This is a genomic window from Leptothoe spongobia TAU-MAC 1115, from assembly GCF_018739885.1.
Lineage (GTDB): Bacteria > Cyanobacteriota > Cyanobacteriia > Phormidesmidales > Phormidesmidaceae > Leptothoe > Leptothoe spongobia.
Map to the genome: position 1 here is coordinate 103,833 of NZ_JADOES010000009.1, position 23,892 is coordinate 127,724.

General features: G+C 48.7%; 24 protein-coding genes, 1 tRNA gene and 1 riboswitch. Of the genes, 12 read left to right on the forward strand and 13 right to left on the reverse strand.

The features are described from left to right. Positions 1–6 precede the first annotated feature (6 nt). The 4 genes from IXB50_RS06855 to IXB50_RS06870 all read right to left on the reverse strand — a co-directional run bounded on the left by IXB50_RS06855 (position 7) and on the right by IXB50_RS06870 (position 4,519). Positions 7–1,407: a pentapeptide repeat-containing protein gene (locus tag IXB50_RS06855; protein ID WP_215608202.1), complete on the reverse strand. Its 1,401-nt coding sequence runs from the start codon at positions 1,405–1,407 to the stop codon at positions 7–9. 79 nt (positions 1,408–1,486) lie between these two features. After that, entirely contained in the window at positions 1,487–3,490 is a 2,004-nt protein-coding gene (gene thiO / locus IXB50_RS22605) for a glycine oxidase ThiO (RefSeq protein ID WP_215608203.1), read from the reverse strand. Between the two features lie 51 nt (positions 3,491–3,541). After that, complete coding sequence (locus IXB50_RS06865; protein WP_215608204.1) at positions 3,542–4,009, reverse strand: hypothetical protein; 468 nt, start codon at positions 4,007–4,009, stop codon at positions 3,542–3,544. Between the two features lie 183 nt (positions 4,010–4,192). Next, on the reverse strand, positions 4,193–4,519 hold the full coding sequence (locus IXB50_RS06870; protein WP_215608205.1) for a 2Fe-2S iron-sulfur cluster-binding protein: 327 nt from the start codon (positions 4,517–4,519) through the stop codon (positions 4,193–4,195). A gap of 499 nt (positions 4,520–5,018) precedes the next feature. On the opposite strand from IXB50_RS06870, the gene cimA reads away from it, so the two are divergent. Then, a complete protein-coding gene (gene cimA / locus IXB50_RS06875; protein WP_215608206.1) occupies positions 5,019–6,683 on the forward strand; it encodes a citramalate synthase in 1,665 nt (554 codons plus the stop codon). A 30-nt stretch (positions 6,684–6,713) separates the two neighbouring features. After that, positions 6,714–7,526 carry a peptidoglycan editing factor PgeF gene (gene pgeF / locus IXB50_RS06880; protein WP_215608207.1) on the forward strand — a complete coding sequence of 271 codons (813 nt, stop codon included), beginning with the start codon at positions 6,714–6,716 and terminating at the stop codon, positions 7,524–7,526. A 48-nt stretch (positions 7,527–7,574) separates the two neighbouring features. On the opposite strand, the gene IXB50_RS06885 is transcribed toward pgeF, so the two are convergent. Continuing rightward, positions 7,575–8,120 carry a DUF2854 domain-containing protein gene (locus tag IXB50_RS06885; RefSeq protein WP_215608208.1) on the reverse strand — a complete coding sequence of 182 codons (546 nt, stop codon included), beginning with the start codon at positions 8,118–8,120 and terminating at the stop codon, positions 7,575–7,577. 189 nt (positions 8,121–8,309) lie between these two features. Here IXB50_RS06885 and IXB50_RS06890 point away from each other — a divergent pair, with 189 nt between their 5' ends. The 5 genes from IXB50_RS06890 (at position 8,310) to IXB50_RS06910 (ending at position 10,747) form a co-directional block, all read left to right on the forward strand. Continuing rightward, positions 8,310–8,492 carry a hypothetical protein gene (locus IXB50_RS06890; RefSeq protein WP_215608209.1) on the forward strand — a complete coding sequence of 61 codons (183 nt, stop codon included), beginning with the start codon at positions 8,310–8,312 and terminating at the stop codon, positions 8,490–8,492. Positions 8,493–8,578: 86 nt separating this feature from the next. Beyond that, positions 8,579–8,899, forward strand: a complete 321-nt coding sequence (locus tag IXB50_RS06895) for a 2Fe-2S iron-sulfur cluster-binding protein (RefSeq protein WP_215608210.1) — start codon at positions 8,579–8,581, stop codon at positions 8,897–8,899. Between the two features lie 81 nt (positions 8,900–8,980). Beyond that, entirely contained in the window at positions 8,981–9,196 is a 216-nt protein-coding gene (locus IXB50_RS06900) for a hypothetical protein (RefSeq protein ID WP_246564213.1), read from the forward strand. Further along, positions 9,193–10,236 (forward strand): DUF3326 domain-containing protein, encoded by a 1,044-nt coding sequence (locus IXB50_RS06905; RefSeq protein ID WP_246564193.1) that lies wholly within the window; start codon positions 9,193–9,195, stop codon positions 10,234–10,236. Before IXB50_RS06900 ends, IXB50_RS06905 begins: the two co-directional genes overlap by 4 nt. A gap of 250 nt (positions 10,237–10,486) precedes the next feature. Continuing rightward, positions 10,487–10,747: a hypothetical protein gene (locus tag IXB50_RS06910; protein ID WP_215608211.1), complete on the forward strand. Its 261-nt coding sequence runs from the start codon at positions 10,487–10,489 to the stop codon at positions 10,745–10,747. Here IXB50_RS06910 and IXB50_RS06915 read toward each other — a convergent pair. From IXB50_RS06915 to IXB50_RS06925, 3 genes are all read right to left on the reverse strand, one after another. Beyond that, positions 10,737–11,795: a Gfo/Idh/MocA family oxidoreductase gene (locus tag IXB50_RS06915; RefSeq protein WP_215608212.1), complete on the reverse strand. Its 1,059-nt coding sequence runs from the start codon at positions 11,793–11,795 to the stop codon at positions 10,737–10,739. The genes IXB50_RS06910 and IXB50_RS06915 overlap by 11 nt on opposite strands. Positions 11,796–12,110: 315 nt before the next feature. Continuing rightward, positions 12,111–13,499 carry a hemolysin family protein gene (locus tag IXB50_RS06920; protein ID WP_215608213.1) on the reverse strand — a complete coding sequence of 463 codons (1,389 nt, stop codon included), beginning with the start codon at positions 13,497–13,499 and terminating at the stop codon, positions 12,111–12,113. Positions 13,500–13,547: 48 nt separating this feature from the next. After that, positions 13,548–13,808, reverse strand: a complete 261-nt coding sequence (locus tag IXB50_RS06925) for a hypothetical protein (protein ID WP_215608214.1) — start codon at positions 13,806–13,808, stop codon at positions 13,548–13,550. 264 nt (positions 13,809–14,072) lie between these two features. On the opposite strand from IXB50_RS06925, the gene IXB50_RS06930 reads away from it, so the two are divergent. Continuing rightward, positions 14,073–14,145: transfer RNA gene (locus tag IXB50_RS06930), tRNA-Ile, on the forward strand. A gap of 40 nt (positions 14,146–14,185) precedes the next feature. Here the strand turns inward: IXB50_RS06930 and IXB50_RS06935 are convergent. Further along, positions 14,186–14,617 (reverse strand): hypothetical protein, encoded by a 432-nt coding sequence (locus IXB50_RS06935; protein ID WP_215608215.1) that lies wholly within the window; start codon positions 14,615–14,617, stop codon positions 14,186–14,188. 316 nt (positions 14,618–14,933) lie between these two features. On the opposite strand from IXB50_RS06935, the gene pyrE reads away from it, so the two are divergent. The 3 genes from pyrE (at position 14,934) to IXB50_RS06950 (ending at position 17,833) form a co-directional block, all read left to right on the forward strand. Next, positions 14,934–15,563, forward strand: coding sequence for an orotate phosphoribosyltransferase (gene pyrE, locus IXB50_RS06940; RefSeq protein WP_215608216.1), 630 nt, complete (start codon positions 14,934–14,936; stop codon positions 15,561–15,563). A gap of 147 nt (positions 15,564–15,710) precedes the next feature. After that, positions 15,711–17,477 (forward strand): vanadium-dependent haloperoxidase, encoded by a 1,767-nt coding sequence (locus tag IXB50_RS06945; RefSeq protein WP_215608217.1) that lies wholly within the window; start codon positions 15,711–15,713, stop codon positions 17,475–17,477. Beyond that, the gene (locus IXB50_RS06950; protein ID WP_215608218.1) at positions 17,474–17,833 is read left to right on the forward strand and encodes a hypothetical protein; all 360 of its coding nucleotides are present in this window, start codon (positions 17,474–17,476) and stop codon (positions 17,831–17,833) included. Before IXB50_RS06945 ends, IXB50_RS06950 begins: the two co-directional genes overlap by 4 nt. Before the next feature lie 130 nt (positions 17,834–17,963). Here the strand turns inward: IXB50_RS06950 and thiC are convergent, their stop codons facing one another. The 4 genes from thiC to IXB50_RS06970 form a co-directional block, all read right to left on the reverse strand. Continuing rightward, a complete protein-coding gene (gene thiC, locus IXB50_RS06955; protein WP_215608219.1) occupies positions 17,964–19,337 on the reverse strand; it encodes a phosphomethylpyrimidine synthase in 1,374 nt (457 codons plus the stop codon). A gap of 101 nt (positions 19,338–19,438) precedes the next feature. Beyond that, positions 19,439–20,914, reverse strand: coding sequence for a sodium:solute symporter family transporter (locus IXB50_RS06960; protein ID WP_215608220.1), 1,476 nt, complete (start codon positions 20,912–20,914; stop codon positions 19,439–19,441). A gap of 111 nt (positions 20,915–21,025) precedes the next feature. Then, positions 21,026–21,122: riboswitch (TPP riboswitch) on the reverse strand. A gap of 124 nt (positions 21,123–21,246) precedes the next feature. Next, positions 21,247–22,188: an SGNH/GDSL hydrolase family protein gene (locus IXB50_RS06965; RefSeq protein WP_215608221.1), complete on the reverse strand. Its 942-nt coding sequence runs from the start codon at positions 22,186–22,188 to the stop codon at positions 21,247–21,249. 130 nt (positions 22,189–22,318) lie between these two features. Then, positions 22,319–22,678: a VOC family protein gene (locus tag IXB50_RS06970; protein WP_215608222.1), complete on the reverse strand. Its 360-nt coding sequence runs from the start codon at positions 22,676–22,678 to the stop codon at positions 22,319–22,321. A gap of 207 nt (positions 22,679–22,885) precedes the next feature. On the opposite strand from IXB50_RS06970, the gene IXB50_RS06975 reads away from it, so the two are divergent. Beyond that, positions 22,886–23,794 (forward strand): response regulator, encoded by a 909-nt coding sequence (locus IXB50_RS06975; RefSeq protein ID WP_215608223.1) that lies wholly within the window; start codon positions 22,886–22,888, stop codon positions 23,792–23,794. Positions 23,795–23,892 lie beyond the last annotated feature (98 nt).

Below are 23,892 nucleotides of genomic sequence, written 5' to 3' on the forward strand. Positions count from 1 at the left end.
GCCCCGTTACTCGGTAGCGTCTGACTCCGGTTCACAGTCCTCTGTGAACAGCTCTCCATTGGGCATCGTTGCCCCGCAGAGCTTAGCCTCAGACAGAGCTTCCTCAGAAACGATGGCTCCGGTCAGGTCAGCTCCACGCAGGGCAACATCATTGAGATTTGCGTCCGATAAGTCTGCTCCCATCAGGTTAGCATCGGCTAGAATGGCATCGTCAAAATCAGCCAGGGTAAGAACACTGCCACTCAGGTCAGCGCCTCGCAGATTGGCATAGAGCCGAAAGCGTTGCAATCCCAAAAACGGAATAAATCCGGTGGAGGTAAACTCTGTGAGATCGGCCTCACTCAGGTCCACATTGGTTAGATTGGCACCGGCTAAATGGACACCGCCTAACTCCGCCTTGGACATCACCGCATCCTGCAAATTAGCCAAGGGTAAACTGGCCGCATGTAAATCTACCGATTCCATCATCGCTCCTGACATATCAGCCAGACCTAGCTTGGCCCGGCTCAGATCGGTTTCTGTGAGATTTGCGCCACTCAAGTTGGCACCGACCAAATAGGCCCCCGAGAAATCAACCCCTGCCAGATTAGCTGCCGCTAGATTAGCCCCTTCTAAATTAACTTTCTCTAAATCCAATTCACTCAAATCTACACCGCTCAGATCACAGCGGATACAGGCATCCGTATCAATCAACTGCTGTCTAGGATCGGCAACCGAGAGTTGTGGCGTAGTCAGTGTATTTTGAATAGCACCAATATCGCCTGTTCCTAACTGCTCAAGCAAATAGGCTCCGAATTCTTCTGTTGCTGTAATCCGCAAGATATTACTCCGGTGGTCCTCAGTATCAAGAGACTCCACAAAGCTAATGGCAACCTCCGCAAAATCTTCTTTACCCCGGCCTTCTCTTTCGTCTCCATCTCCCGGAACATAGTCACGTTCAAACCCATCATATTCAGCCTCATCACGCTGAATATAGAGCGTGCCACCCACCAGAAAGGCAGTCGCATCCACCTCACGATCCCAAATTCGTAAAGCCGTGGAAAAAATCTGATCAAAAGGTAGCCGAATCTCTCGGCTGCCTTTTTGATTATCCAAGGGTTCAATAGGATCGCCCTCCTCGGCATACACAACCAGGGTATTGTCTTCGATTAAGAGACGACAGTTCCCGGAGGCGTCCACCTGAGATAAATCGAGACCGCAGTTAACCTGAGTGCCATCTCGATCATCCAGGGGCACAGGCGCTTCAAATCCTTCACATCGAGAATTAAACGGAAAACTGCTACAGAGCTTGTACAGTTCATCCAGACTGAGTTCCTCAGCCTGCACTCCGACCATCGCACTCAGTCCAAGCACCACGGCCAGAGGCACAAGAATGCCTAAACGCGGAAAAAACTGTACAAATCTCATGAAAACACCTCAATGGATTCGATTCCGTATCGAATATAGTTGATGCCATCGAGATCATGCCAGTTTCTATGAATCTAGGTTACTGACCAGTAATGGTACCTGTTAATGGAGAACTAGCACTGGCGTAGGCTTTGATGGGGATACGGCCAGCTAAGTAGGCTAAGCGTCCGGCCTCAGTCGCTAGGCCCATGGCTCTGCCCATTTTGATCGGGTCCTGGGCTTTTGCGATCGCAGTATTAATCAACAACGCATCTGCCCCCAGCTCCATGGACTCCGCCGCTTCACTGGGACTGCCAATGCCCGCATCCACCACCACCGGAATCTTTGCATTCTCCACAATGATCTGGATATTGGCCGCATTGCGCACCCCCTGCCCTGACCCAATGGGAGACCCCAACGGCATCACCGTCGCACACCCTGCTTCTTCAAGATATTTTGCCAAAATTGGATCCGCATTCACATAGGGCAGCACCGCAAATCCCTCTTTTACAAGTTGTTCCGCCGCGCGCAGGGTGCCGATTGGATCAGGCAACAAATATTTGGCATCGGGAATCACTTCTAGTTTGACAAAGTTGTTGTCTTCTTGGCCCAACAATTTAGCCATTTCCCGACCCAGCCGTGCCACTCGAATCGCCTCATCCGCACTGGTACAGCCCGCCGTATTCGGCAACATCCAGATTTTGGTCCAATCAATCGCTTGCGCCAGCCCCTCATGACCAGGGGCATTTGTCTGTACCCGACGCACAGCCACCGTCACAATCTCGCTACCGCTCGCTGCCAAGCTCGACCGCATCGTCTCAAAGTTGTCAAATTTACCTGTTCCCGTCATTAATCGAGATGAAAAAGAGCGCCCAGCAATGACCAGGGCATCGTCGTCAGTAACAGGCGGAGCAGAAAGAGTTTGCATTGTTGTAGGAATGGGAAACGATGTTGGTTGGGTTGAGCTAGCGCAACCCAACGGATCGACAGCAGGAAGAGCAGGGGAGATAGGGGGCGCAGGAGTAGGGTGGTGGGCCATGCCCACCGCATCTCCCGTCCCGATAAACCGCTCCCAATCAAATGCGTCTAACAATGGATCCGGCTGACCCTGAATTGCTTCCACAATCAGCTTTGCCGTCACCGGTGTCAGCAACACACCATTGCGATGATGTCCCGTTGCCAGCGTCAAATTGTTGCATGGACTTGTCCCCAAAATAGGAGCCTCGTCTGGTGTCACTGGACGATATCCCCACCAACATTCCTGCAAGGGAAAATCCGCCAAAGGCGGGTACAATCGCGTCGCCTCATTCAGCAATTGTGCTACCCCCATGGCCGTATTATGGGGAGCAAACCCTACATCCTCATCCGTCGCCCCCAAAATAACCCGGCCATCTTTACGCGGCACAATATAAATATGCTCACCATACAGCACTCGCTTGAGCGCATAGGGAGAATCCGGTGGTGTGAGCAAAGCCACCAGCTGTCCCTTCCGAGGCTTGACAGGGACCGGCAACAAGTCACGTGACCAAGCGCCAGCAGCCAACACATAATGCCCCGCTTGCTGGTGGCCATGGGTAGTGAGAATACCGGTGACATGGTGATTTTGCTGTAAAAAGGCTTCAGCACTCACACCTTCTTGGATATCCACCCCCAACTCTTGGGCCGCTATGCGTAATGCTTTGAGTAAAGCACGGTTATCCGCCTGCCCCTCTTCGGGGTACCAGTAGCCCCCGGTAACATCAGCACTAAGATCGGGCTGGTAGTAATGGACTGCCGCCTGACTCAGCACAGTTGGCGAGGCAGATGCTGAGTCAAAAAGAGGAGTGAGGATACCCGAGGGCCAATAGCCAGTGTCTTGGCCCGTGAGTTCTTCTAATTTGCGACTCCAGTCCGGATAAAGAGCCAGACTCCGCTGGCTCAGCTCTAACATCGATCCCGTCAAGCCTTCGGCACTAGGAGCCAGCATGCCTGCTGCTGCATGTCCTGCCGCAGCTTTAAAATCACGGCTGAGTACGGTAACGTTAGCGCCTTGCTGACGTAGCTCGGTTGCGATCGCAAGCCCAATAATACCGCCGCCCACCACCAGTACATCTGCCTGACCCATAGATTCCTATTAACGACCTCTCTAATAAAACTAGATACACTTACAACGCGCCTACCAAAGGGCTCGGATTGGCTCCGGAGTTTGAGCAGGAGTCGTAGTCGCTGGAGGTGTTGTCGTGGCATTCCCCCCAGTTGTAGTCGGCGGCTGAGTTGTGGGAGCAGGCGCTTCAACCACCCCTCCATCCGTATCATCACCACCCGTTGTATTCGTTGTCGTACCAAAATTGGGGTTAGCACCAATTGTCTGGCGCTGGGGGAAAGTGCCAGCCTTCTCCAATGGCGTCCGAGCACTCACCTCTGTAAACGGATTGTTTTCAGTCCCTGTAGTTTCTGTAGTCTCTGTGGTATTTATCGCTAAAACCGACTTGTCAGTCGTAGGTTTCGCCTGGCCAAAATTTGGTTGACTAGACCCACGATCAGTCCCATCAACCCGAGAAATCACCTGATCAGAGGCACTAGTCCCATAAATCGCCATCAAGGAAATCGCAGCCAGAATGCCACCCAAAATAAACTTATTCATATCTCTATTCCCTCCTGACTACCACCGACTTGCCATTGCTGATTTTACAAAGGAACAGCAACATTCAATTTGTATCATCGCGCAGTTTCTAACAAATGGAGACACCCACGCTAGAAACAGCGATACTAACTCTAACAACTTTGCTCAAATTTGAACTTCCGATTTGCATCTAAGGATCAGGCATTACCAAATTATGTTTTGTCCCTGACCCCAAAATTGATCGTATTTAGTCACAGTAATCTCTCCCAGAACCCTTGTTTGACAGGCTAAACGTAACGGGCGCTCAGGGACATGAGGCGGGAGAGAACGCCGCCCCCGATCTCGCCAATTGGGCGATGACACCTCCCCATCAATCATCACAGCACAGGTACCACAACTACCGAGTCCCCGGCAGTTAATCAATCTTGCCTTGCCGTTATATAACGCAATGTCATTCCCTAATAGCACCCGTCGTAGATTGGCACCTACTTCACATTCAAAGGTTTTTCCTTGAGCAATAACTTTTGGCATGGGAATTATTAAGTTAAGACTTTCAAATTAAAACGTAGATTTCTTTTGATATGACATATTAAAGCGTGCATGAGTAGTTTGATAAATAACAGTTTAAATGCGCAAAATACTGAGGTTTTCCAATCGCGAATATTTCAGATTGCTGATTGAGCCATTACCCCATAGACTGAACGTTCTCATGGCTTTCCTCTAACACACAGAAGTGGGGTGGCATTATATTTCTCAAATAAATCAAAAAAAACTGGAATAACTGGACGTATAAAATGCTGCCAAGCACCTTTAGCTCAAAGAAGTACTGATCCAAACAGATTTTTTATTTTAGGTTGTGGATAGCTTCATCTAAGGTCTAAACTCAGTACACAGGGTCTTTAAATTTCAGTTTATCCAAACGATAAAAAGTAAACAAAGTTAATTTTTTGCAACTCAGCATTTACTACAGGGAGCATCCCTGCCCAATACATTTCCAAGCTTCATTAATTGCATTGTGTTTTCTGTTGCTATGCCTTCCCATACTCAGCTTTGGATTTACGATACGACCCTGCGAGACGGTGCCCAGCGAGAGGGATTATCCCTTTCCGTTGAGGACAAACTCAATATTGCTCGCCGTCTAGATGATTTAGGTATTCCTTTTATTGAAGGAGGATGGCCAGGGGCTAACCCAAAGGATGGACAATTTTTTGCCCAACTACAGCAACAACCCTTACGTCAGGCGGAAATAGTTGCCTTTTGCTCTACCCGACGTCCTAGGTGTCCGGTCGCAGAGGATGTCACCTTAGCCGCAGCGCTAGCCGCCAGAACAAATTGGGTAACTCTGTTTGGAAAATCCTGGGATCTGCACGTCACTGAAAGTCTCAAAACAGATCTCAATGAAAATTTATCGATGATCTATGATTCAGTCGCCTATTTAAGAAAGCAGGGGCGACGGGTCATTTACGATGCAGAACATTGGTTTGATGGTTATTTAAATAATCCAACCTATGCTGTACAGACATTAGAGGCAGCGATTCGAGCGGGGGCTGAGTGGCTGGTGTTATGTGACACTAACGGCGGCATGTTGCCCCATCAAATTACCGACGTTGTGCGGACAGTTAGCCAATGGTTAACCACACTCAACCTGGATAATCTACCTCGGCTAGGCATTCATACCCATAATGATGGAGAAATGGCGGTCGCCAATGCCGTAACTGCGGCGATCGAAGGAGCCACCATGATCCAAGGCACAATCAATGGATATGGTGAGCGGTGTGGCAATGCAAACCTGTGTTCTTTAATTCCCAATTTGCAACTAAAGCTTGGCTATAATTGCCTGCCTGCCCACAAACTAGCCAGCTTGACAGAGACCAGCCGCTATGTCAGCGAAGTCGTTAACCTGGCCCCAGATGACCATGCTCCTTATGTAGGACTATCGGCCTTTGCCCACAAAGGGGGGATCCATGTCAGTGCTGTGGAACGTAATCCTAGTACCTACGAGCATGTTGAACCGGATGCTGTTGGCAATCGCCGTCGTATAGTGATTTCCGATCAAGCCGGGCTGAGCAATGTTATGGCCAAAGCCCGTAGTTTTGGGCTCCAGCTTGATCGGACTAACCCCACCTCGCGACATTTACTCCAAAGGCTTAAGTGCCTGGAAGATGAAGGATATCAGTTTGAAGCAGCAGAGGCCAGTTTTGAATTACTCATGCGAGAGGCTTTGGGGCAGCGTCCTAACATGTTTGATATCCATGGATTCCAGGTCCATTGCGAGCGCATGCCCTATGGGACTGGTACCGTTAATCACTCCCCTGAGTCCCCCGCTAGCAGCTATTCATTGGCCACTGTCAAAATAGCTGTAGATGGCAAAAACTTACTCCATGCCGCTGAAGGCAACGGTCCTGTTGAGGCGCTTGATAACGCACTCCGCAAGGCGCTGGAGCGATTTTATCCAGAATTAGAGCGATTTTATCTAACGGACTACAAGGTGCGCATTCTTGACAGTGCTGCGGGCACTGCTGCTAAAACCAGAGTCCTTGTGGAGTTTAGTGATGGTGAATCTCGTTGGACCACAGTAGGGTTATCTCCCAATATCTTGGAAGCCTCCTATCAAGCAGTGGTTGAAGGTCTAGAATATGGTCTGTTGAAATTGAGATCGCAAGTAAAGGCTAAGCTGGTAGCGTGTCAATCTTGATGCTACTCACCCTTTAAATCATCCTCTCCCATGAATAACTGGACCTGGCAGACCTGGCAGGGTAAATCCTACTTGACCTGCGATCTGATTTCACAACCTCACGGTTTTTTTACATCAGCCTTTGCCCCCCAAAGACCTGAAGCCCTCACTTCGGCCTTAAATCCAGAGGCCGAAGTTTTGAGAACCAAGCAAGTCCATGGCAACGTCGTACTGGCTCCCATAGATATTCGAACCGGCACTAAAACCTTAGTAACTAGTGGGGCCAGTACGACAACAGAAGAGGAGGTTCAGCGTCCCCATGCTGACGGCTGTTTTAGTGATAAAGCGGGCCAAGCCATGTGGGTATGTACCGCAGACTGCACACCTGCATTAATTGCTGACAAGCGCACAGGTCAGGTAGCAGCAGCCCATGCTGGTTGGCGGGGTACAGCCCAAAAGATTGTGCCAGTGGCCATTGCTCAACTCCAGGCCCAAGGATCTCAACTTGAGGATATACAGGTCCTGCTTGGACCTGCAATCGCGGGTGAAGTTTATCAGGTCGGCGAAGATGTGGCCACTGAAATTGGCATGAGTATTGTTGACACCGAGCAGTTTACTGATCCAGCAGCTGTGATCGACCATTTACTCAATCTGGATAATCCTCCCCTGCTACCAGACAAAAAACCTGGCCATGTTCGTCTCGACGTGCGCCGTATCAACGAAATCCAACTGGAGCAGCTAGGTGTATCGGCGGAACAGGTAGCCGCAGCGCCCCACTGTACTTATCAAGAACCCGAGCGGTTTTTCTCCTACCGCCGCACCAAACTCAAGCAAGTACAATGGTCAGGCATTATCAGTACCTAATCCTCTACCTAACTCGATTTTTTTAATTGGATGTAATATCAATTATCCCTAAGCCATCGCAATCAACGCCAACTCCATCTGGTCATCAACCATAGCCTGAATCTCAGCGCGGATATTGGGACCAAAGAATTTTTCGATTTTGCTATGCTTTTCCTGCCAAGTATCCAGAGGCATGTAGGGAGACTCAAACTCCAGTACTAAAGCATAGGCACCATCGCGCAGTTCTTCCCGTAAACCACTGAGTACAGGTCGCTGCTTGTCATTAGGACTCAGACCAAGCCGCTCTAGGGCAATATCCAGATGAGCATCCTGACCGTAACGATAGCGAGTCACATCTTTGCGCACCTGGTTTTGAGTTTGGGTTGCCGTTTTATTTCTGAGGTCAATCACCGTATCACTGGGCTCTTGGCTATAGGGTACCGGCTCTAGCTCAGCCGCTCGTAACGCCGCTCCCCCCAACAAGATTGGGATTCCATAGAAAAACCCCGCCAAGTTTAAGGTAGCCATATCTCTAAAGTAAGCAACAAAGCCAACAATGGTGAGAATAGAGCCGATTGATAGTAAAACACCACCGAGAGGAATTTTGCGTAGCATATGCAGGAATAAAAAAGAAGGTGAGTGGTGAGGTATGGTAATCGAACTAAACCCATAGTAAAGGGATTTGACTTGAGCCCCCGAACAAACCTCCTTTCTGCTCCAGGAATGCCCAAGACCTTGTCTCTGGCATTGATCACCCAAATTTGCTTATTCTGAAGTGTGTAGACGTTGGGAGAAGACAGCACCATGACCCTAGAGATGCTTAAAACGCAAATTGAACAAATTAGAGTAAAACGAAATTCTCTAGTGCAGCTACTAGAGCAGCCTAATCTAGGAACGTTGCGTATCGATGTCAATCAGGCTCTAGAGGAGATGGATGATTTACTCGAAGAATTTGAGCGCGTCTTTCAAGAAAAATCTCAAGCTTAGAAATCCACAGATGTTTAATGGATGTCTGTTTCAGACTGACTAATGTTTAAAACTCTTTTGAAAGTATCTGTCAAATAATCTGCACAATGGCAACTTATTCTGTCGAAATCACCCATCAAGGCACGGTTCAAACCATCGCAGTCGATGGCAAGCAAACTATTTTAGAAGCGGGTCAAGCTGCTGGCATCGACCTCCCCACATCTTGTAGTGCTGGCGTATGCACTACCTGCGCCGCACTGATCACCGCAGGTACCGTCTCCCAGGAAGATGGGATGGGGGTCAGTCAAGAGCTTCAGGACCAAGGCTATGCTCTACTATGTGTCGCTTATCCCACCTCTGACATCAAGCTAGAGACGGAAAAAGAAGACGAAGTTTACCAAGCTCAATTTGGCCAATTTCAAGGATAAACATCCTCGTCCCGTATGTAGTCGTCCCGTATGTAATAGCTGGAGGGTGGGCATAGCCCACCACACTTATCAGTGATAGAGGTGAAAAATAGCACGGCAGATCACAGCCCATCGCTGACCACAAAGTTTGTACAGATGACGGTCGAACTGCAGTCTAGCGGTATCGATCTCAGAAACGAGATTGAAGCCCAACTACAGTCCTACGGTGAGCCCCTGAGATGGGCAATCACATCAGTAGAGGGAATCACGGCCCATATAGAAGCAGTCGTCACAGTGGTGGACCCCCAGCCGCTATGAAGAAACGCCTACACACCACCATGATGATTATCCCTACGGGGGTAGGAGCAGCGATTGGTGGCTATGCTGGTGATGCTTTACCAGTGGCCCGCGCGATCGCAACCATCACTGACCATCTGATCACGCACCCCAACGTTCTGAATGGAGCCCAGCTCTACTGGCCCCTATCCAATGCCTCCTATGTCGAGGGCTATGGTCTGGACCAGTTTGCCGCTGGTCGCTGGCATCTACAGCCAGTCCATCAGAATGCCATTGGGATAGTCTTTGATCAGGCGATTGAAGACGACCTGCGCTGGCGACATCTGCAAGCTGCCGATGCCGCTAGGGCTACGTTAGGACTAGATATTCGCGGCTACGCAACTACCGATGTGCCCTTGGGCGTCAAACTCAAGCAATCCCAAGCTGCCACGTGGGGAACCCTGGAACACCCTGATAGCCTGCTACGAGCTGTAGAGCCTTTACTCCAAGCTGGCTGTAACGCCATTGCCGTGATCGCTCGCTTTCCTGATGATATGGACAGCGAAGCGCTAAACGCCTATCGCCAAGGCAATGGCGTAGATCCTCTCGCAGGAGCAGAAGCCATCATTAGTCATCTAGTCGTGCGGCAGTTCCAAATCCCCTGTGCCCACGCGCCCGCATTAAAACCTTTACCCCTTGATCCAACCATTTCTCCTCGCTCCGCCGCTGAGGAAATTGGCTACACATTTCTACCCTGTGTTTTAGCTGGTCTGAGCAAAGCGCCTCAGTTTAGCTCTACCGCTCATCCCCACAGCATCAGTGCCAGTGATGTGGACGCCTTAGTTGTGCCAGCCAGCACCTTAGGGGGTAGCACTGTCTTGAGTTTGAGTGAAACCCCCACCCAAATCATTGCCGTCCAAGACAACACCACAGCGCTTTCAGTAGAGGCCACCACCCTGACCCTCAATGTGATCACGGTACAGTCCTATTTGGAAGCGATGGGGGTAATCGCAGCCCAGCGGGCAGGGATTGCGCTATCGACCCTGAGGCCTCATATCTCGCCGTTACAATCACTTGTGTAACTAATGCCCCTGTCTCATACGAAATCCTGACTGATAACACCCGGTATCGAAGGGCATCCACAAGGGAGTGCCCCTACAGGATTGTCTATTTTTAATCAGGCTTAATAAATTCGGATTTGGTATAACAACTCGCTCTATCAGGTTTCCATAAAGTTTATTTCAACATTCCTAAGATACATAAGGAAACGGACTAGGCTGAGCCATTCCTTGCTTATGCTAGAAGACTAGCATTAGCCAATTTGATCGTCCTATGTCTATCTTGAGCGCACCGCCCCAGTCACAACTGCAAACGGCGTGCCGAATTGAACAAGATGAAATTATTCCCCTCAATGGCCCCGAGCAGGCTTGGCACATTCGCTCTGGTACCGTTGCCCTATGTCGTACTATTGATGGCATTCGCCGCTGTTTCTTCACGGCCCATGCAGGCGAAGTGATTTTTGGTATCGCCGCCCAGGATAGTGAGATGGTTGCGATCGCAATCGAACCCGTTGTCATTACAGCTATACCGTAACCGCCTGCAACACGCCCGCCATCTCATCATCTGTATTCCAAGCCTGACCATCTAGGGCCATTTGCTCGATCAAGCTCGCCAAGCGTAAAGCCTTGAGCGCTTGCTCACCACCCACAGAGGGTTTACCGCCCACACGAGCACAGTTTACAAAGTGCTCTAGTTCTGCGTGCAGTGGCTCAATGTTGCTAGTGTAGACCTTCTCAATTAACCCATCCTGCCGATAGAGCACTTGACCATAATCAGTCATCGTCTTAGCCGTTGTCTGACGATGAATCAAAATCTCATTATTGAGAAAGTCAGCCTCGGTCAGAGAGCTTTGGCAATGAGCGGCAATGCTGCGAATTTTACGGTGGGTCACCTTACTGGCCGTCAGGGTAGCCACAATACCATTGGCAAATCCTAAGGTAGCCGTCACATAGTCTAAATAGGGAGAATCCCCAGCCCGACTACCACTAGCCGTTAGCTTGACCACTGGAGCTTCTGCCAGTTCTAACAGCAGGTCAATGTCGTGGATCATGAGATCTAGAACCACAGACACATCATTGGCTCGCTGAGAATAGGGACTCATCCGTCGCGCTTCTAGAGCCAGTAATTTTTCAGTTTTTAAAACCTTGTGCAGTTCCTGAAACGAAGGGTTAAACCGCTCAATGTGGCCCACCTGCAGAATACAGTTGGCTTCCGCAGCTGCATTCACCAACGACTCCGCCTCAGTAATACTAGCAGCGATGGGCTTTTCAATCAGCATATGCACGCCTGCCTGCAAACAGGCCATGCCCACCATATGATGAAACCTGGTCGGGACTGCAATACACACTGCATCGACATGCTTGAGGAGCTCATCATAGTCCTCAAAAAAACGGACACCATACTTGCCTGCCGTAGATAACCCACGCTCAACATTGGTATCTGCGATGCCAACAAGCTGTACATCTTTGATCCGACTCAGCACCCGTGCATGATGCTGCCCCATATTGCCAACACCAATCACACCGATGCGGATCAGATCTTCGTGAATATCACTTACGATTTGAGAATCTCGTTGTTGCACGCCAGGGTCCCTCACACCAGAGAGCAATGTACTCCCAAAATGACTTTACTTTCCTTAAAGTCAACCAGATATTACCACAGCACCTATAAATTCTTTGGTTGACTGTAGCCATCTGGTCCATTTACAGCGTTAATTTTTCTGGCGTTGCTGCCCTCGAAAGGTATGAAACTGGGACTGTCGACACAGCCGCCGCAACCGCCAACACATCAGTCCAAATCATTAGCAACGACATTGATGCGGTCTCCTCATCAATGCGCCCCCGCTGTCAAAATTGTGGCGATTTACGGCATCCCAAGATGGCCTATTGTGTCAATTTCAAGGCTGTCTACGAGAGACCCGGCGACGTAATGGCAATTGACGACGTGTAATTTGAATCTGCTCCAATTTCGGACCCTTCACAGTCTTAACAGTAAAAATAAGGTCATCACTATAATTCAACTGCTCTCCCGCCCTAGGGATTTTCTGTAAAGCATGAATCAAAAAGCCTGCCAGCGTTTGGTAATCTTCAGTCGTGGGCAGAGATAGCATGAACTGCTTATTCACCGCATCGATCTCCATCTGCGCTGACACCAAAGCCGAATAGTCATCTAAATAGGCAATATCCCCAGAAATCATTTCATCTTCGTCGCCAATCAGCTCAGCCGTAACATCAGCCCAGGTCACCAACCCCGCAGTGCCACCATAGTTATCCACCACAATCATCATTGAATGGTCTAATCGCTGCATCCGACTGAGCAAATCGCTCAGAGGTAAATCTGTGGGCACCACCCGCGCTGCTTTCATCCAAGGAGCCACCTGGGTTGCCAAGGCGAGCTGCCCCTTTGCGAGGGGCTCCGCCATCGCCTGAAAGTCTAGAATGCCGCTGATATCATCAAGGGAATCACCGAGTAGTGGAAACTGGGAATAACCTGTCTCCACCACCATATTGAGCAAATCTTGCCATACAGCCGTATCATCTAAGGCCACGATTTGAGTCCGGGGCACCATGATATCTTCGACTGTAAAGTCCCTAGTTTCAAAAACGTTATTCAGAATTTCGCGCTCTTCTTGATCAAGGTCGAGGACGGCTGTAGGAGTACTGATGATCATTTGCAACTCATCAGACGTGAGTTGAGCATCAGCCGGACGGCGCTCCTGCAAACCCATCAACTTCAGAAACCCTTGGGTAGAGAGATTTAAGACCCAGACGACGGGTGAAAACAGACGAGCTACCGTCAAACTAACAGGACCTAGCAAGCGGGAAGTTTGTTCTGAATAACTCAGGGCCAAAGACTTGGGCACCAGTTCTCCCAAAACAATTTGGAGGTAGGCGAGCGTCCAAAATGCGACTGCTAGTGAGATCGCATGGGAAACCACCGTCGTTGGCAGGGGCAAATGTCGCAGCCATTGATGCAACAGTAGAGCCATCGTATCCTCACCGATCCAGCCCAAGGCCAGACTTGCCAGGGTAATTCCAATTTGTGTAGTAGGGAGTAGTCGATCAATGCTCTGCTGCAAACTTTGCACAGTTTGAGCCTGAACATCGCCCACCGCAGCCAACTGATCAATACGGGAACGTCGCACCGACACAATAGAAAATTCTGCCGCCACAAAAAAAGCATTCAAAATAATCAGTGCCGCGATCACCAGCAAACGAACCATGATACCTGAAGCACTGATGGGAAAGAACCCATTACTCACGGAGTCTAACCCTTGCACAGCCATGGCCATCCCCCTAAGGGGGTAGGTTTTATGTATTGTTGCATTGTTCGACTAATCAGCAGTATCCAAACCACCTTCAATACGAGCCTTGATATTTTTGAGGATATCTTCTTCATTCAGCAAGACAAAATCGCTCGTTTGAGCTGTCCCTCGACTAGCTGTTGATGCGCTGGCAGGTCGAGTTTCGGGTTGGCGGATACCTGTAAGAGCTTGCCGCCCCAATGAATAGCCCCAAGAAGCGCTAACAATACCAGAGCCAAACATAGCGGCTAGCAATATTAATGTGAATGCAATTGCTGGATTAATTCTCATGGGGTCAGGAGGGGCGGCAATGGGAGTCAATAATTAGCCGGACAAAAATGAGGGATTACTGCTAGTCGGGATGATCGTACCTGCAACCTGCTTGGCATCGGGTACTTTTGGCAGATAGGTCCATCCTTTAAAATCGGCAATGGTACCAATGAAACAGTGTATCTTTAGAAACTAAGCTCAAATATATCAAAAACTATCGCTCCACTCCTTAAAGTAATTGGCTATGGTATAACAAATCTAATGGCCAAATAATATGCCATCAAGCCAGGGTTGGCCGAGCGGATGAGGCAGCGAACTCATAATTCGCCTTAGGCAGGTTCAACTCCTGCACCCTGGATTAAGAAAGCCGGAGTTTGGAAAACTCCGGCTTTCTTCAGTTATCGCCTTGGTAAAGGCTGAAAGTTTAGCTCAGTGCCAACCACACGACTACGGGATTGTGCTCCAGGCATCCGCTGCAGTGAGGTGGTGTAGGGAGTCGGCAAATCAGGTACTCGAATAGTTGCGGTATTACGGGTCTGTAATAGCATCAACTCGTTATAGGCTTCGAGAATGGCATCGCTGTTGCGATCGAGCTCTAACTCAGGAAAAGCGGATCTGCCCGGTACACCTAGACCAAAGTAATGTGCCGTCTGACGAAAGCTACTGCGATCTCTAGAATAGTCGCCGCTCTCGGCAGCACCAATTTCATCCATCGTTTCAAGCACAGTCGGCTCATCAAAGTTGGCCGTCTGGGCATCAGCACGGGATGCCATAGCTGATAAAGTTGCGATCGCAACGGTTGCACCGAGCACTAATCCCTTAAATTTCATGATGGGTTTTACCTCACAATTTGGGGCATATAGTACCCCGATACATAAAAATCGATAAACTGTCTGAGCACTAATCCAGCAGCTGATAACAAAGCTGACAAAATGTTAAGCGAAATTGCTTAACAAAAGTTGGCCTCTATCTTATCTGTTTTGCTAACTTTTGCAACACTTTAGGGTGACTTTCTGCCTAACCTTAAGCCTGGAATGCGTCTAAACCCAGTCCAAACTGTAACCTGTAGTTCCCTCTATAGAAACAATCCAGTTCTGGAAGTGGACAAGGTTTAAATTACCCAATGATTACTTGATATTCACTGCCATGACCCTTATCGATAACCCTTCAATCGCCATCTCTACCGTTAAGCAACAACTACTCGATCTGATTTGCACTGACGCCTACAAAGAAGGCGATTTCGTATTGTCATCAGGTCAGCAAAGTAACTATTACATCAATAGCAAATTAGTCACTCTTCATCCTCAAGGTAGTCAAATGGTAGGCCGTGTGATGCTCACCTACCTGGATGACAGTGTCATCGGCGTCGGTGGACTTACCTTGGGAGCCGATCCGATTGTCACAGCGATCAGTGTTGTCGCTGCCTACGAGGGACGTTCCATTACGCCTTTAATTGTTCGCAAAAAAGCCAAAGGTCACGGAACCCAGGCTTTCATTGAAGGTCCCGTCTTACCAGAGCAGAGTAATGTTGTCATTTTGGAAGATGTTGTCACCACCGGACAGTCTGCTATGAAGGCCATTGTGCGTTTGCGCGAGGCTGGCTATGCCGTTAACCAGGTCATTTCTTTAGTCGATCGGCAACAAGGTGGTGCTGAATACTATGCTCAAGCCAACATCGATTTCAAAGCGGTTTACACCATCAGTGACATCCAAACACGATGGCAAGAACTACAGACAGCTGATCCCGCAATTACGGTTAAAATTAGGAAAAAGTAGCAAAAATCGTCCGGATGATTGAAATCACCCCCAAGGGTACTGGCGATTTCAATGGTGACTCTTAGATTGGAATCATACACCTCGTTTATTAGATTTTCGGTGCAACGAGCACCATAACGAGCCAACGTTTCGTGTAGGAAGATTCTTATGTCTGATCGTCGCCAAGAGTCCTATGCTGTTCGTCTAGAAGCAGCTGAACTCGCTAGAAGCCGCCAGCACCCCACCCATGAGGCGAATGGGGATGAACAGCGCTATGCTCACACCAATTACGCTATGAGCTTTACTAAAGGCTTACAGCACGATGAAAATACCGGACTTATTGCTAATAAAGAAGATTTCGAAGCATTTCGCCAAGCAATTGATGAGGGCTTTATCGATGCTTTCACAGCACAAGTACCCGTATCACCTGAGAAAGAAAGAGCCTGGGAAGCACCTACAGCAGGCGTTGTCTATGAACTCGAAGGCCCAGACCCACAAGCTGTCACTATGGAGCCTGCACCAGCCCTGGGATCCGATGAGTTGGCATATGAAATGGCAGAAGTATATGAATTAGCATTGCTTCGAGATCAACCGCTAACCGACTTCAAAAGTAATACAAGTAATGCAGCAATCACCAGCTCCCTCGGTAGACTAAATGCACTACCTTATACAACTGAAGGTTTTCCTAGTCGACCACGCACTACTGAAGCTGGCAGTATGACTGAGCAAACACTCTTTCGTGGTTCGTCCCCCAAAGTAGAGGTTGGTCCATATGTATCTCAATTTTTATTGATTGGTAATGACCAACCAGGCCATCCCGGTGTTGGGCATGGATTAATTCAATACGGCGCATTACAAATCACTCAAAAAGTACCTATTGCGAAGCCACAAAATTACTTAACTGAAAAAGGAAAGTGGCTAAGTGCGCAAAATGGTGCAAACCTACGTGATAACAAAGAGCTGTTTGACTGCAATGCTCCCCGCCGCTTCATCACATTTCCCAGAGATTTAGCAACTTACGTCCATGATGATGCATTGTATGAGGCATATCTCAATGCTTGCCTTATCTTGCTGTCTATGAAATCCAATGGAGGTGCCCCCTTCGATCCTGGATTTGCTAATCTCTCTGGTGAAGGTAGTTTCTTCATAAATAGTCTGGATACGAGTAACAATAGGGTTACCTCTCAATCGTCTCCACGCTCAGCTGGTGGCTTTGCTCTGTACGGTGGGCCTCATATTTTGACTTTAGTGACTGAAGTTGCAACACGCGCTCTAAAGGCAGTACGTTACCAGAAGTTCAATAATCATATTCGCCTACGCCCAGAAGCTCTCGCCGGAAGAGTCGAGTATGCGTCAATCATTGAGCATCAGTTTAAGCACATTGGCACCCCGTTCTCTGAGCTTGCCGATAGCATTAAACCCACGGTCGATGCTATCCGGACAGCTAATGCATCGAATACAGCTCTCTTACCTATGGCTTTTCAGGAGGGCTCTCCTATGCACCCCTCCTATGGTGCAGGACATGCAACTGTTGCTGGAGCTTGTGTAACGATTTTGAAGGCTTTCTTTGATACTGATGCAGTGTTGGTTCGTCGGAACATCGATGGTTCCTGTAAGGATCTATTTGCAAGCTATCAGCCTCATGACATACCCGTAGAGTATTCACCGAATTCCACAGGCTCTGAGCTAGTTGCAAACACAAAGGGTAATTTCTTGACGCTAGAAGGCGAGTTAAACAAACTTGCAGCCAATATTTCCATTGGTCGTAATATGGCTGGTGTACACTACTACTCCGATTATTTCGATAGCCTGCGTATGGGTGAGCAAATCGCGCTGGGGATTCTAGAAGAGCAGGCTTTGACCTACTCTACAGATCCCTTTGTCCTCTCTGTACCTACGTTTGATGGTGAAGTTGTGAGGATTGGTCGCCGATGACTCGTTTACCCCGTCGTGCATCGAGGGTAAAGCCGCCCCTGCGGGGGCGGGCGTCCACCAGACACTACCATGGAGATTTTGCTCCCATAGCGTCTGTACGTCGTCCCCTAAGATCCTACAATTCTAGGCCTTTAACAAGGCTCTCATGTCCTGAGCAAGAGATCAAATCTCCTGGTAATCCCTCTGGTCCAGAACAACCGCACCCTCATGAACCTAAGCCTAGTCTGTATGCAGACTTAGTTGAGTTTTATAAGAGTTGGGGAAGATTCTTACGAAGCTTAGAAAAACCTTGGCAATGGATATTAGCAATCGCTATTGTTCTTAGTAGTCTCTTGCTGTTGAATCGACTGCTCTAGCCTCTTGTACCAACAAGTCTGATCGCTGCTTCAACAGATATTGCTATCAGCCTTAACCAAAAAAGACGGGTCATCAAGGCCTGTCTTTTTTGGTTTTTACCTGATTCAATTAGCCAGAAGAAACTGGTGTTTAGGCCTTAACCGTAGCTTCCTGAGCCAAGAATTTTTCTAGCTCGCTCAGCTTATCAGCATCAACTTTTGTCTGCATGGGACAGAATTTAGGTCCACACATAGAGCAAAACTCCGCTGTCTTATAAATATCAGCGGGGAGAGTTTCATCGTGATACTCACGGGCTCGCTCAGGATCTAAGGACAGGTCAAACTGCTTATTCCAATCGAAGTTGTAACGGGCATGGGAGAGTTCATCGTCGCGATCGCGAGCCCCTGGACGATGACGAGCAATGTCAGCAGCATGGGCAGCAATCTTATAAGCGATCAAACCATTCCGTACATCTTCTGCGTTGGGTAATCCCAAATGCTCTTTGGGGGTGACATAGCAAAGCATGGAAGTGCCATACCAACCTGCCATGGCAGCACCGATAGCAGACGTAATATGGTCATAGCCAGGGGCAATATCGGTTACTAGCGGGCCAAGTACGTAGAAGGGCGCTTCGGAACACTCTTCCATCTGTTTGCGCACATTGAACTCGATCTGGTCCATGGGCACATGACCAGGACCTTCGACCATGACCTGTACATCATGCTCCCAGGCACGACGGGTCAGATCTCCTAATGTCTTTAGCTCTGCTAGCTGTGCTTCATCGGAGGCATCGTGCAGGCAGCCTGGGCGTAGGGAATCCCCTAAACTAAAGGATACATCGTACTTTTTAAAAACTTCGATGATATCGTCAAAACGGCTGTAGAGAGGGTTTTGCTTGTGGTGATGCAACATCCACTGGGCGATGATGCCACCCCCACGAGACACAATGCCAGTAATACGATTTTTGACCAGGGGGAGATACTCAATCAGCAGTCCAGCATGGATGGTCATATAGTCCACACCCTGTTGAGCATGCTTTTCAATGATGTGTAGAAAATCATCCTCAGAGAGATTTTCGATACTGCCGTGCACACTCTCCAATGCCTGGTAAATGGGCACTGTACCAATGGGAACAGGAGATGCATTAATAATGGCAGTGCGGATTTCATCTAGGTTGCCACCGCCAGTGGAGAGATCCATGACGGTATCAGCACCGTATTTCACGGCGAGCAGCATCTTGTCTAGCTCTTCGCTAATGTCAGAGGAATTGGGTGATGCGCCAATATTGGCATTAACCTTACATTTGCTGGCAATACCGATGGCCATCGGCTCTAGATTGGGATGATTGATATTGGCCGGAATGATCATCCGTCCCCGAGCCACCTCCTCCTTGATCAAGTCAGTAGGCAGATTCTCTCGCTTAGCCACATAGGCCATTTCCTCAGTAATAATGCCCTGACGTGCATAGTGCATCTGACTGACATTAGTTTGTCCTCGGCGCGAAGCGATCCAGTTAGTTCTCATACTCAAACCAAAAATAGGTGGGATAACAACAAAATGTGACGATTTGGCCATTGAAGCGTTAGGCCCAGGAAATAAGTAGACTAACTCTTCTCAGTACAGGATTAGTACGTTCTGACCCGTAGCTGATCGTAGTTAAAAATTTGAGCAGTGCCATTTTGTTTTGCTAAGGCAGTCCAAACTAATGTGACAACTGTCGATGTAATTAGGGCTGCGGCAAAACTATGGAGCAAGTCTGCACTACCAGGTACTGCTGCAAATAAGGGTGAAAAGTCGGGTTTCTGAAAAAATAGTAATCCAGCAACCATGCCTACCAGAGAGCTCACAAAGGCATTAAGACCACTGAGGTGTCGGCTATAGAGGCCGTACAACATGGGAAACAGGACTGCGGCACAGATTAAATCGGCTACAAAAAATAAGTAGAGCACACTATATCCTTGAGCAGCGATTGCGATCGCAGGCACCCCCACCAGTATCGTTAAAATCCGCGATACCTTCAGTACATTATTGGCGGATGGATCGGGTAATACCCGCATTAAATCCAGGGTAAACACGCTAGCCAGGCCATTGAGCATGGTATCAAGACTACTCATCACCAGGGCCAAGGCCAATACGATCACGGTTATCAAAACCCAGTTGGGCATTGCTAACTGGCTTAACAAACCAAACAACGCCGTCTCACCGATAATGTCAGGCTGAACATCCGCTAAAGGCACTGCCAACAAACCCAGCATGCCCGCAATCAAGATCAGTGGCAAAATTACCACGGCTGATCCGAGAAAGGCCCGACGCACAGTTTGGCTATCACGACAGGCATACACTCGCTGCCAGTTGCCTTGGTTAAAGACTTCTGCTGCGACAATCGCAATGATCAGCGTTGCCCCAAACCGCAGACCACCAATATTGCCCAGGGAGAGTAATTCAGGCTGCCGAGTAGCCACCGCATTAAAGGCCTCTATCCCACCCAAAGCCATTACAATCACTCCAGCACATAGCAATAACAGGGGCACAATCACCACAAACTGCACTACATCAGTCAAGATAGTTGTGCCTAAGCCACCCACTGTGGTGTAGATAAAAACCGCTGTAATCACTATTAGAGCGGTTACACCCAATGGGACATCCGCTACCAGTTGGAGTGCTTTCGCAATCGCCGTTAGCTCCGCTGTGAGGTAAATAAACATGTAAAACACAATCACGGCTTCCACCAACCAATACATGGGGCCGCCAAAGCGATATTTTACATATTCATTGAGGGAATGCCCTTGGGGCATAAGGTGACGTAAACGTGGACCCACAATAAAGAAAAGCGCTACAGCCCCAGCAGAGCCCAGACAGTAGCCCAAAATAGCCGACAATCCCCCAAACGCAGAGCCGGCCTCTTGGGGGCTAAACAAAATCCAGGCCCCCAAAGCCGATGCCGTCACTGTGGCTAGAGCTGACCAGCCACCAACCTGGTTACGGTTGACCATGTAGCCTTCTAAATCAATGCGTTGACGCCCGGCATACAAGACACCAAACAGGGTAAATGCTGCTGCTGTTACCAGGGTCACCAGTAACGCAATTGCTCCTATGGACACAGTCCTTCCTCATATCTTTGGGCAAAACACTAGGAGCAATGAGTTACTTGCTTAAGGACAAATAGTTCATCCTTTTGGATTGCCCACGGATATGATCAGCATTGACAGCAAATCTAAAGCGGTTGGCTTCCCTACGCTGGCATTACCCAGACTCAGGTTCCGAGGGTATGATCTCAGCCCGTCATTACAGGCACCCCTAGCTGTGTAGTTGATACTACCACGGGAATGAACTTAGAGAGATAGTAGCCTGGTAAGGGCCTCTCTTATGAATGCCCTGAGGTACGAGTGGACGGAAAGTAAGGGTAGAAAGGGAGACGGGAAGAACAGAGCGATTACTGTTGGATCACCAGGGACTGAAGCATGAGTTCGGTGAGAGATTGGGTGACTAGACTGTTACCGCTGGGGCTAAGGTGAATGTGATCGCGATAGAGAGCGGCGGAGTTAGGGGTCGCTTGAAACACTGGGAGAAAATCGAGATAGGGAATTTGTTGTTGCGCAACAAATTCATCTACCCGTTTACGGGCAACGATTTCATAGTCTCTCGGGCCATCAAGGACCTCGCGTTTTAGAGGGGTCATGGCCAAGAGAAGGACACCATCATTCGCATCCACATATTTTTTTATCTCTTCAATTGCAATTAGATTTTTGCCAATGCGATCTCCTGTTTCGTTTTGAATCTCTTTTAGACCTGGAATAGGGGGTTGTTTTTTAAATCTATTGGCAATTTCTGCTAGGGCTAATAGAGGCTTTTTATCAGGATAACTACGGTCTTTGCCCACTTGGAGCGAACTAGGTTGAGTACCAAACAGGTCGTCAGTATTGATCACTAACATAACGATTTGTGACTCAAAAGTACTAAATCGTTTTAGATACGCCAGTTCATTGCGAGGTCCCCAAGAGTTGGCAGACGCATTGAGCACTTCCACTGATTGTGGGCCACTGCGTTGGGAAAATTCATTTTCGATGAGGGCCGATAACGTCTCAGACTGATCGGTCCACCAGTTGCCATTCACAATGGAATCCCCAATTAGAAAAATCCGCAGGGTGTCGCTGGGTCGGGATTTTGCAATTGCTTGGGTACGCATTGAATACTGGTTAATCGTAATTCGATTGCCAAAGCGACGCATTTGCTGATCGGGGGCCAGGAGGTAGCCGATCGTGTCATCTGCTACATAGAGGGGAGGATTACCAAAACCAAACAGTAACCGCAGTGCTAACTCCACCAGCAGAAGGGCTAAACACAGGATAAGTAGCCCAAAAATGAAAGTCTTCACGGATTAACCCCGCTGCAATCAATATAAAAATGTACAGGCGTTCCATGGCAACCTCTTCAGGCTACTTTTAGGCTACTGTTCCCACTTCTGCGAAACATCTGCCATGGACAGGGGGGACAAGCCCCAGACTTTATACCTGGCTCAATTCAATCACATTGCCATCTGGGTCGTGGATAAATATAGCAGCCCGACCAGAAGCACTGGACTGTATCGGTACATGGCCATGGGTTAGCCTTTGTTTAGCGGTTTCTAGATCTGCGATCGCAAATGCCAAATGAGGCCGACGACCCCACTTTTCATCCGGCGCAGGTTGCACATAATCACGATCCGCGACGATCAGATGAATTTGAAATGCCCCCAACTGATACCAGGCTCCAGGAAATTTTAGTGTACGTTCAACCTTAGGTAGTCTAAGTAACGTCCCATAAAAGTATTCTGCCGCTGCTAAATTTGAAACATTGATGGCTACATGGAGCGGTGACTGTAACATCTTGACCTATCTCTCAGTCAGCTAGTTTATTGTATCGGTCAATAGCCTGAGGCGTGTATCAAATGTCCTTGATAACTACTGCAACCGTAACTCTCTTCTCAACCTGGGTTTACTAAGAACGTCAGCGATAATCATGTTGGTTGTGGAATCCATTGGTATCCTTAATTAGCCAACAGAACGCTTTTTGTGTATTCCTCTGCAAACTATATGAATACCATTAGTCCATTAAATTCAGGTCCAATTTTGGCTCGGCGCAAGCCACGCCTTCTGGTCGTGGACGATGAGCCAGATAACCTAGATTTGCTTTATCGTACTTTCCGCCGTGAATATCAGGTATTGAGAGCAGAGAGCGGCAGACAGGCATTAGAAGTGCTGGAAGATGATGGTGAAGTCGCTGTGATCATCTCTGACCAGCGCATGCCTGAAATGACGGGCACTGAATTTCTCAGTAAAACAGTACCGGAATTTCCCGACACAGTACGTATTATCCTCACAGGATTTACAGACGTTGAGGATTTAGTCCAAGCCATTAACAATGGCCAAGTCTACCGCTACATTACTAAACCCTGGGAACCCGATACCCTAAGACAGCTCGTCCAACAAGCGGCCAATACCTATGAGCTGCTCAAACAAAGTAATCATGCTCTGTATGTTGCTCAGCATCAGGCTCAGCTCATGAATCGAGTCGCCGAGCTCGGCAATATCGACATAGCAGAAGCCGATGCGCTTCAATTTATCGCCGATGGTTGGGGCCAAATTCTATCCACACGGATATGCGCTATCCAATGTCTTGAAGAAAACAACGTTACGCTAGCAACCTTTGGCGATCTCTGTGGCCAGAACCTTCTGGATAATGCTTTGGTACAAAATGCGATCTCAACTCGCACGATGCAAGTATTACCTGATGTGAGCGCTAGTAACCTCAACGATTCACTGTATCGAATAACCGCTACCCGGTCTCATCTGGTGGTCCCCGTCGTCTTCCATGAGCGACTTCTGGCAGTCGTATCGTTTCATTGGGAACACAGCTACCGTAACTTAGACGATGTCCGCGACATCCTCACAATTCCTACCAATCAAATGGCCCAAGCATTGATCGCCAACCGCTGTCTCTAGGTCACAGGACTGGAGCCAGTCAACACAGGACTAGCAGCAGTATGATAGGAATCGGCTCAGTGCCCTACCCTCATGGGTACTGAGCCCAGTGTCCTTAG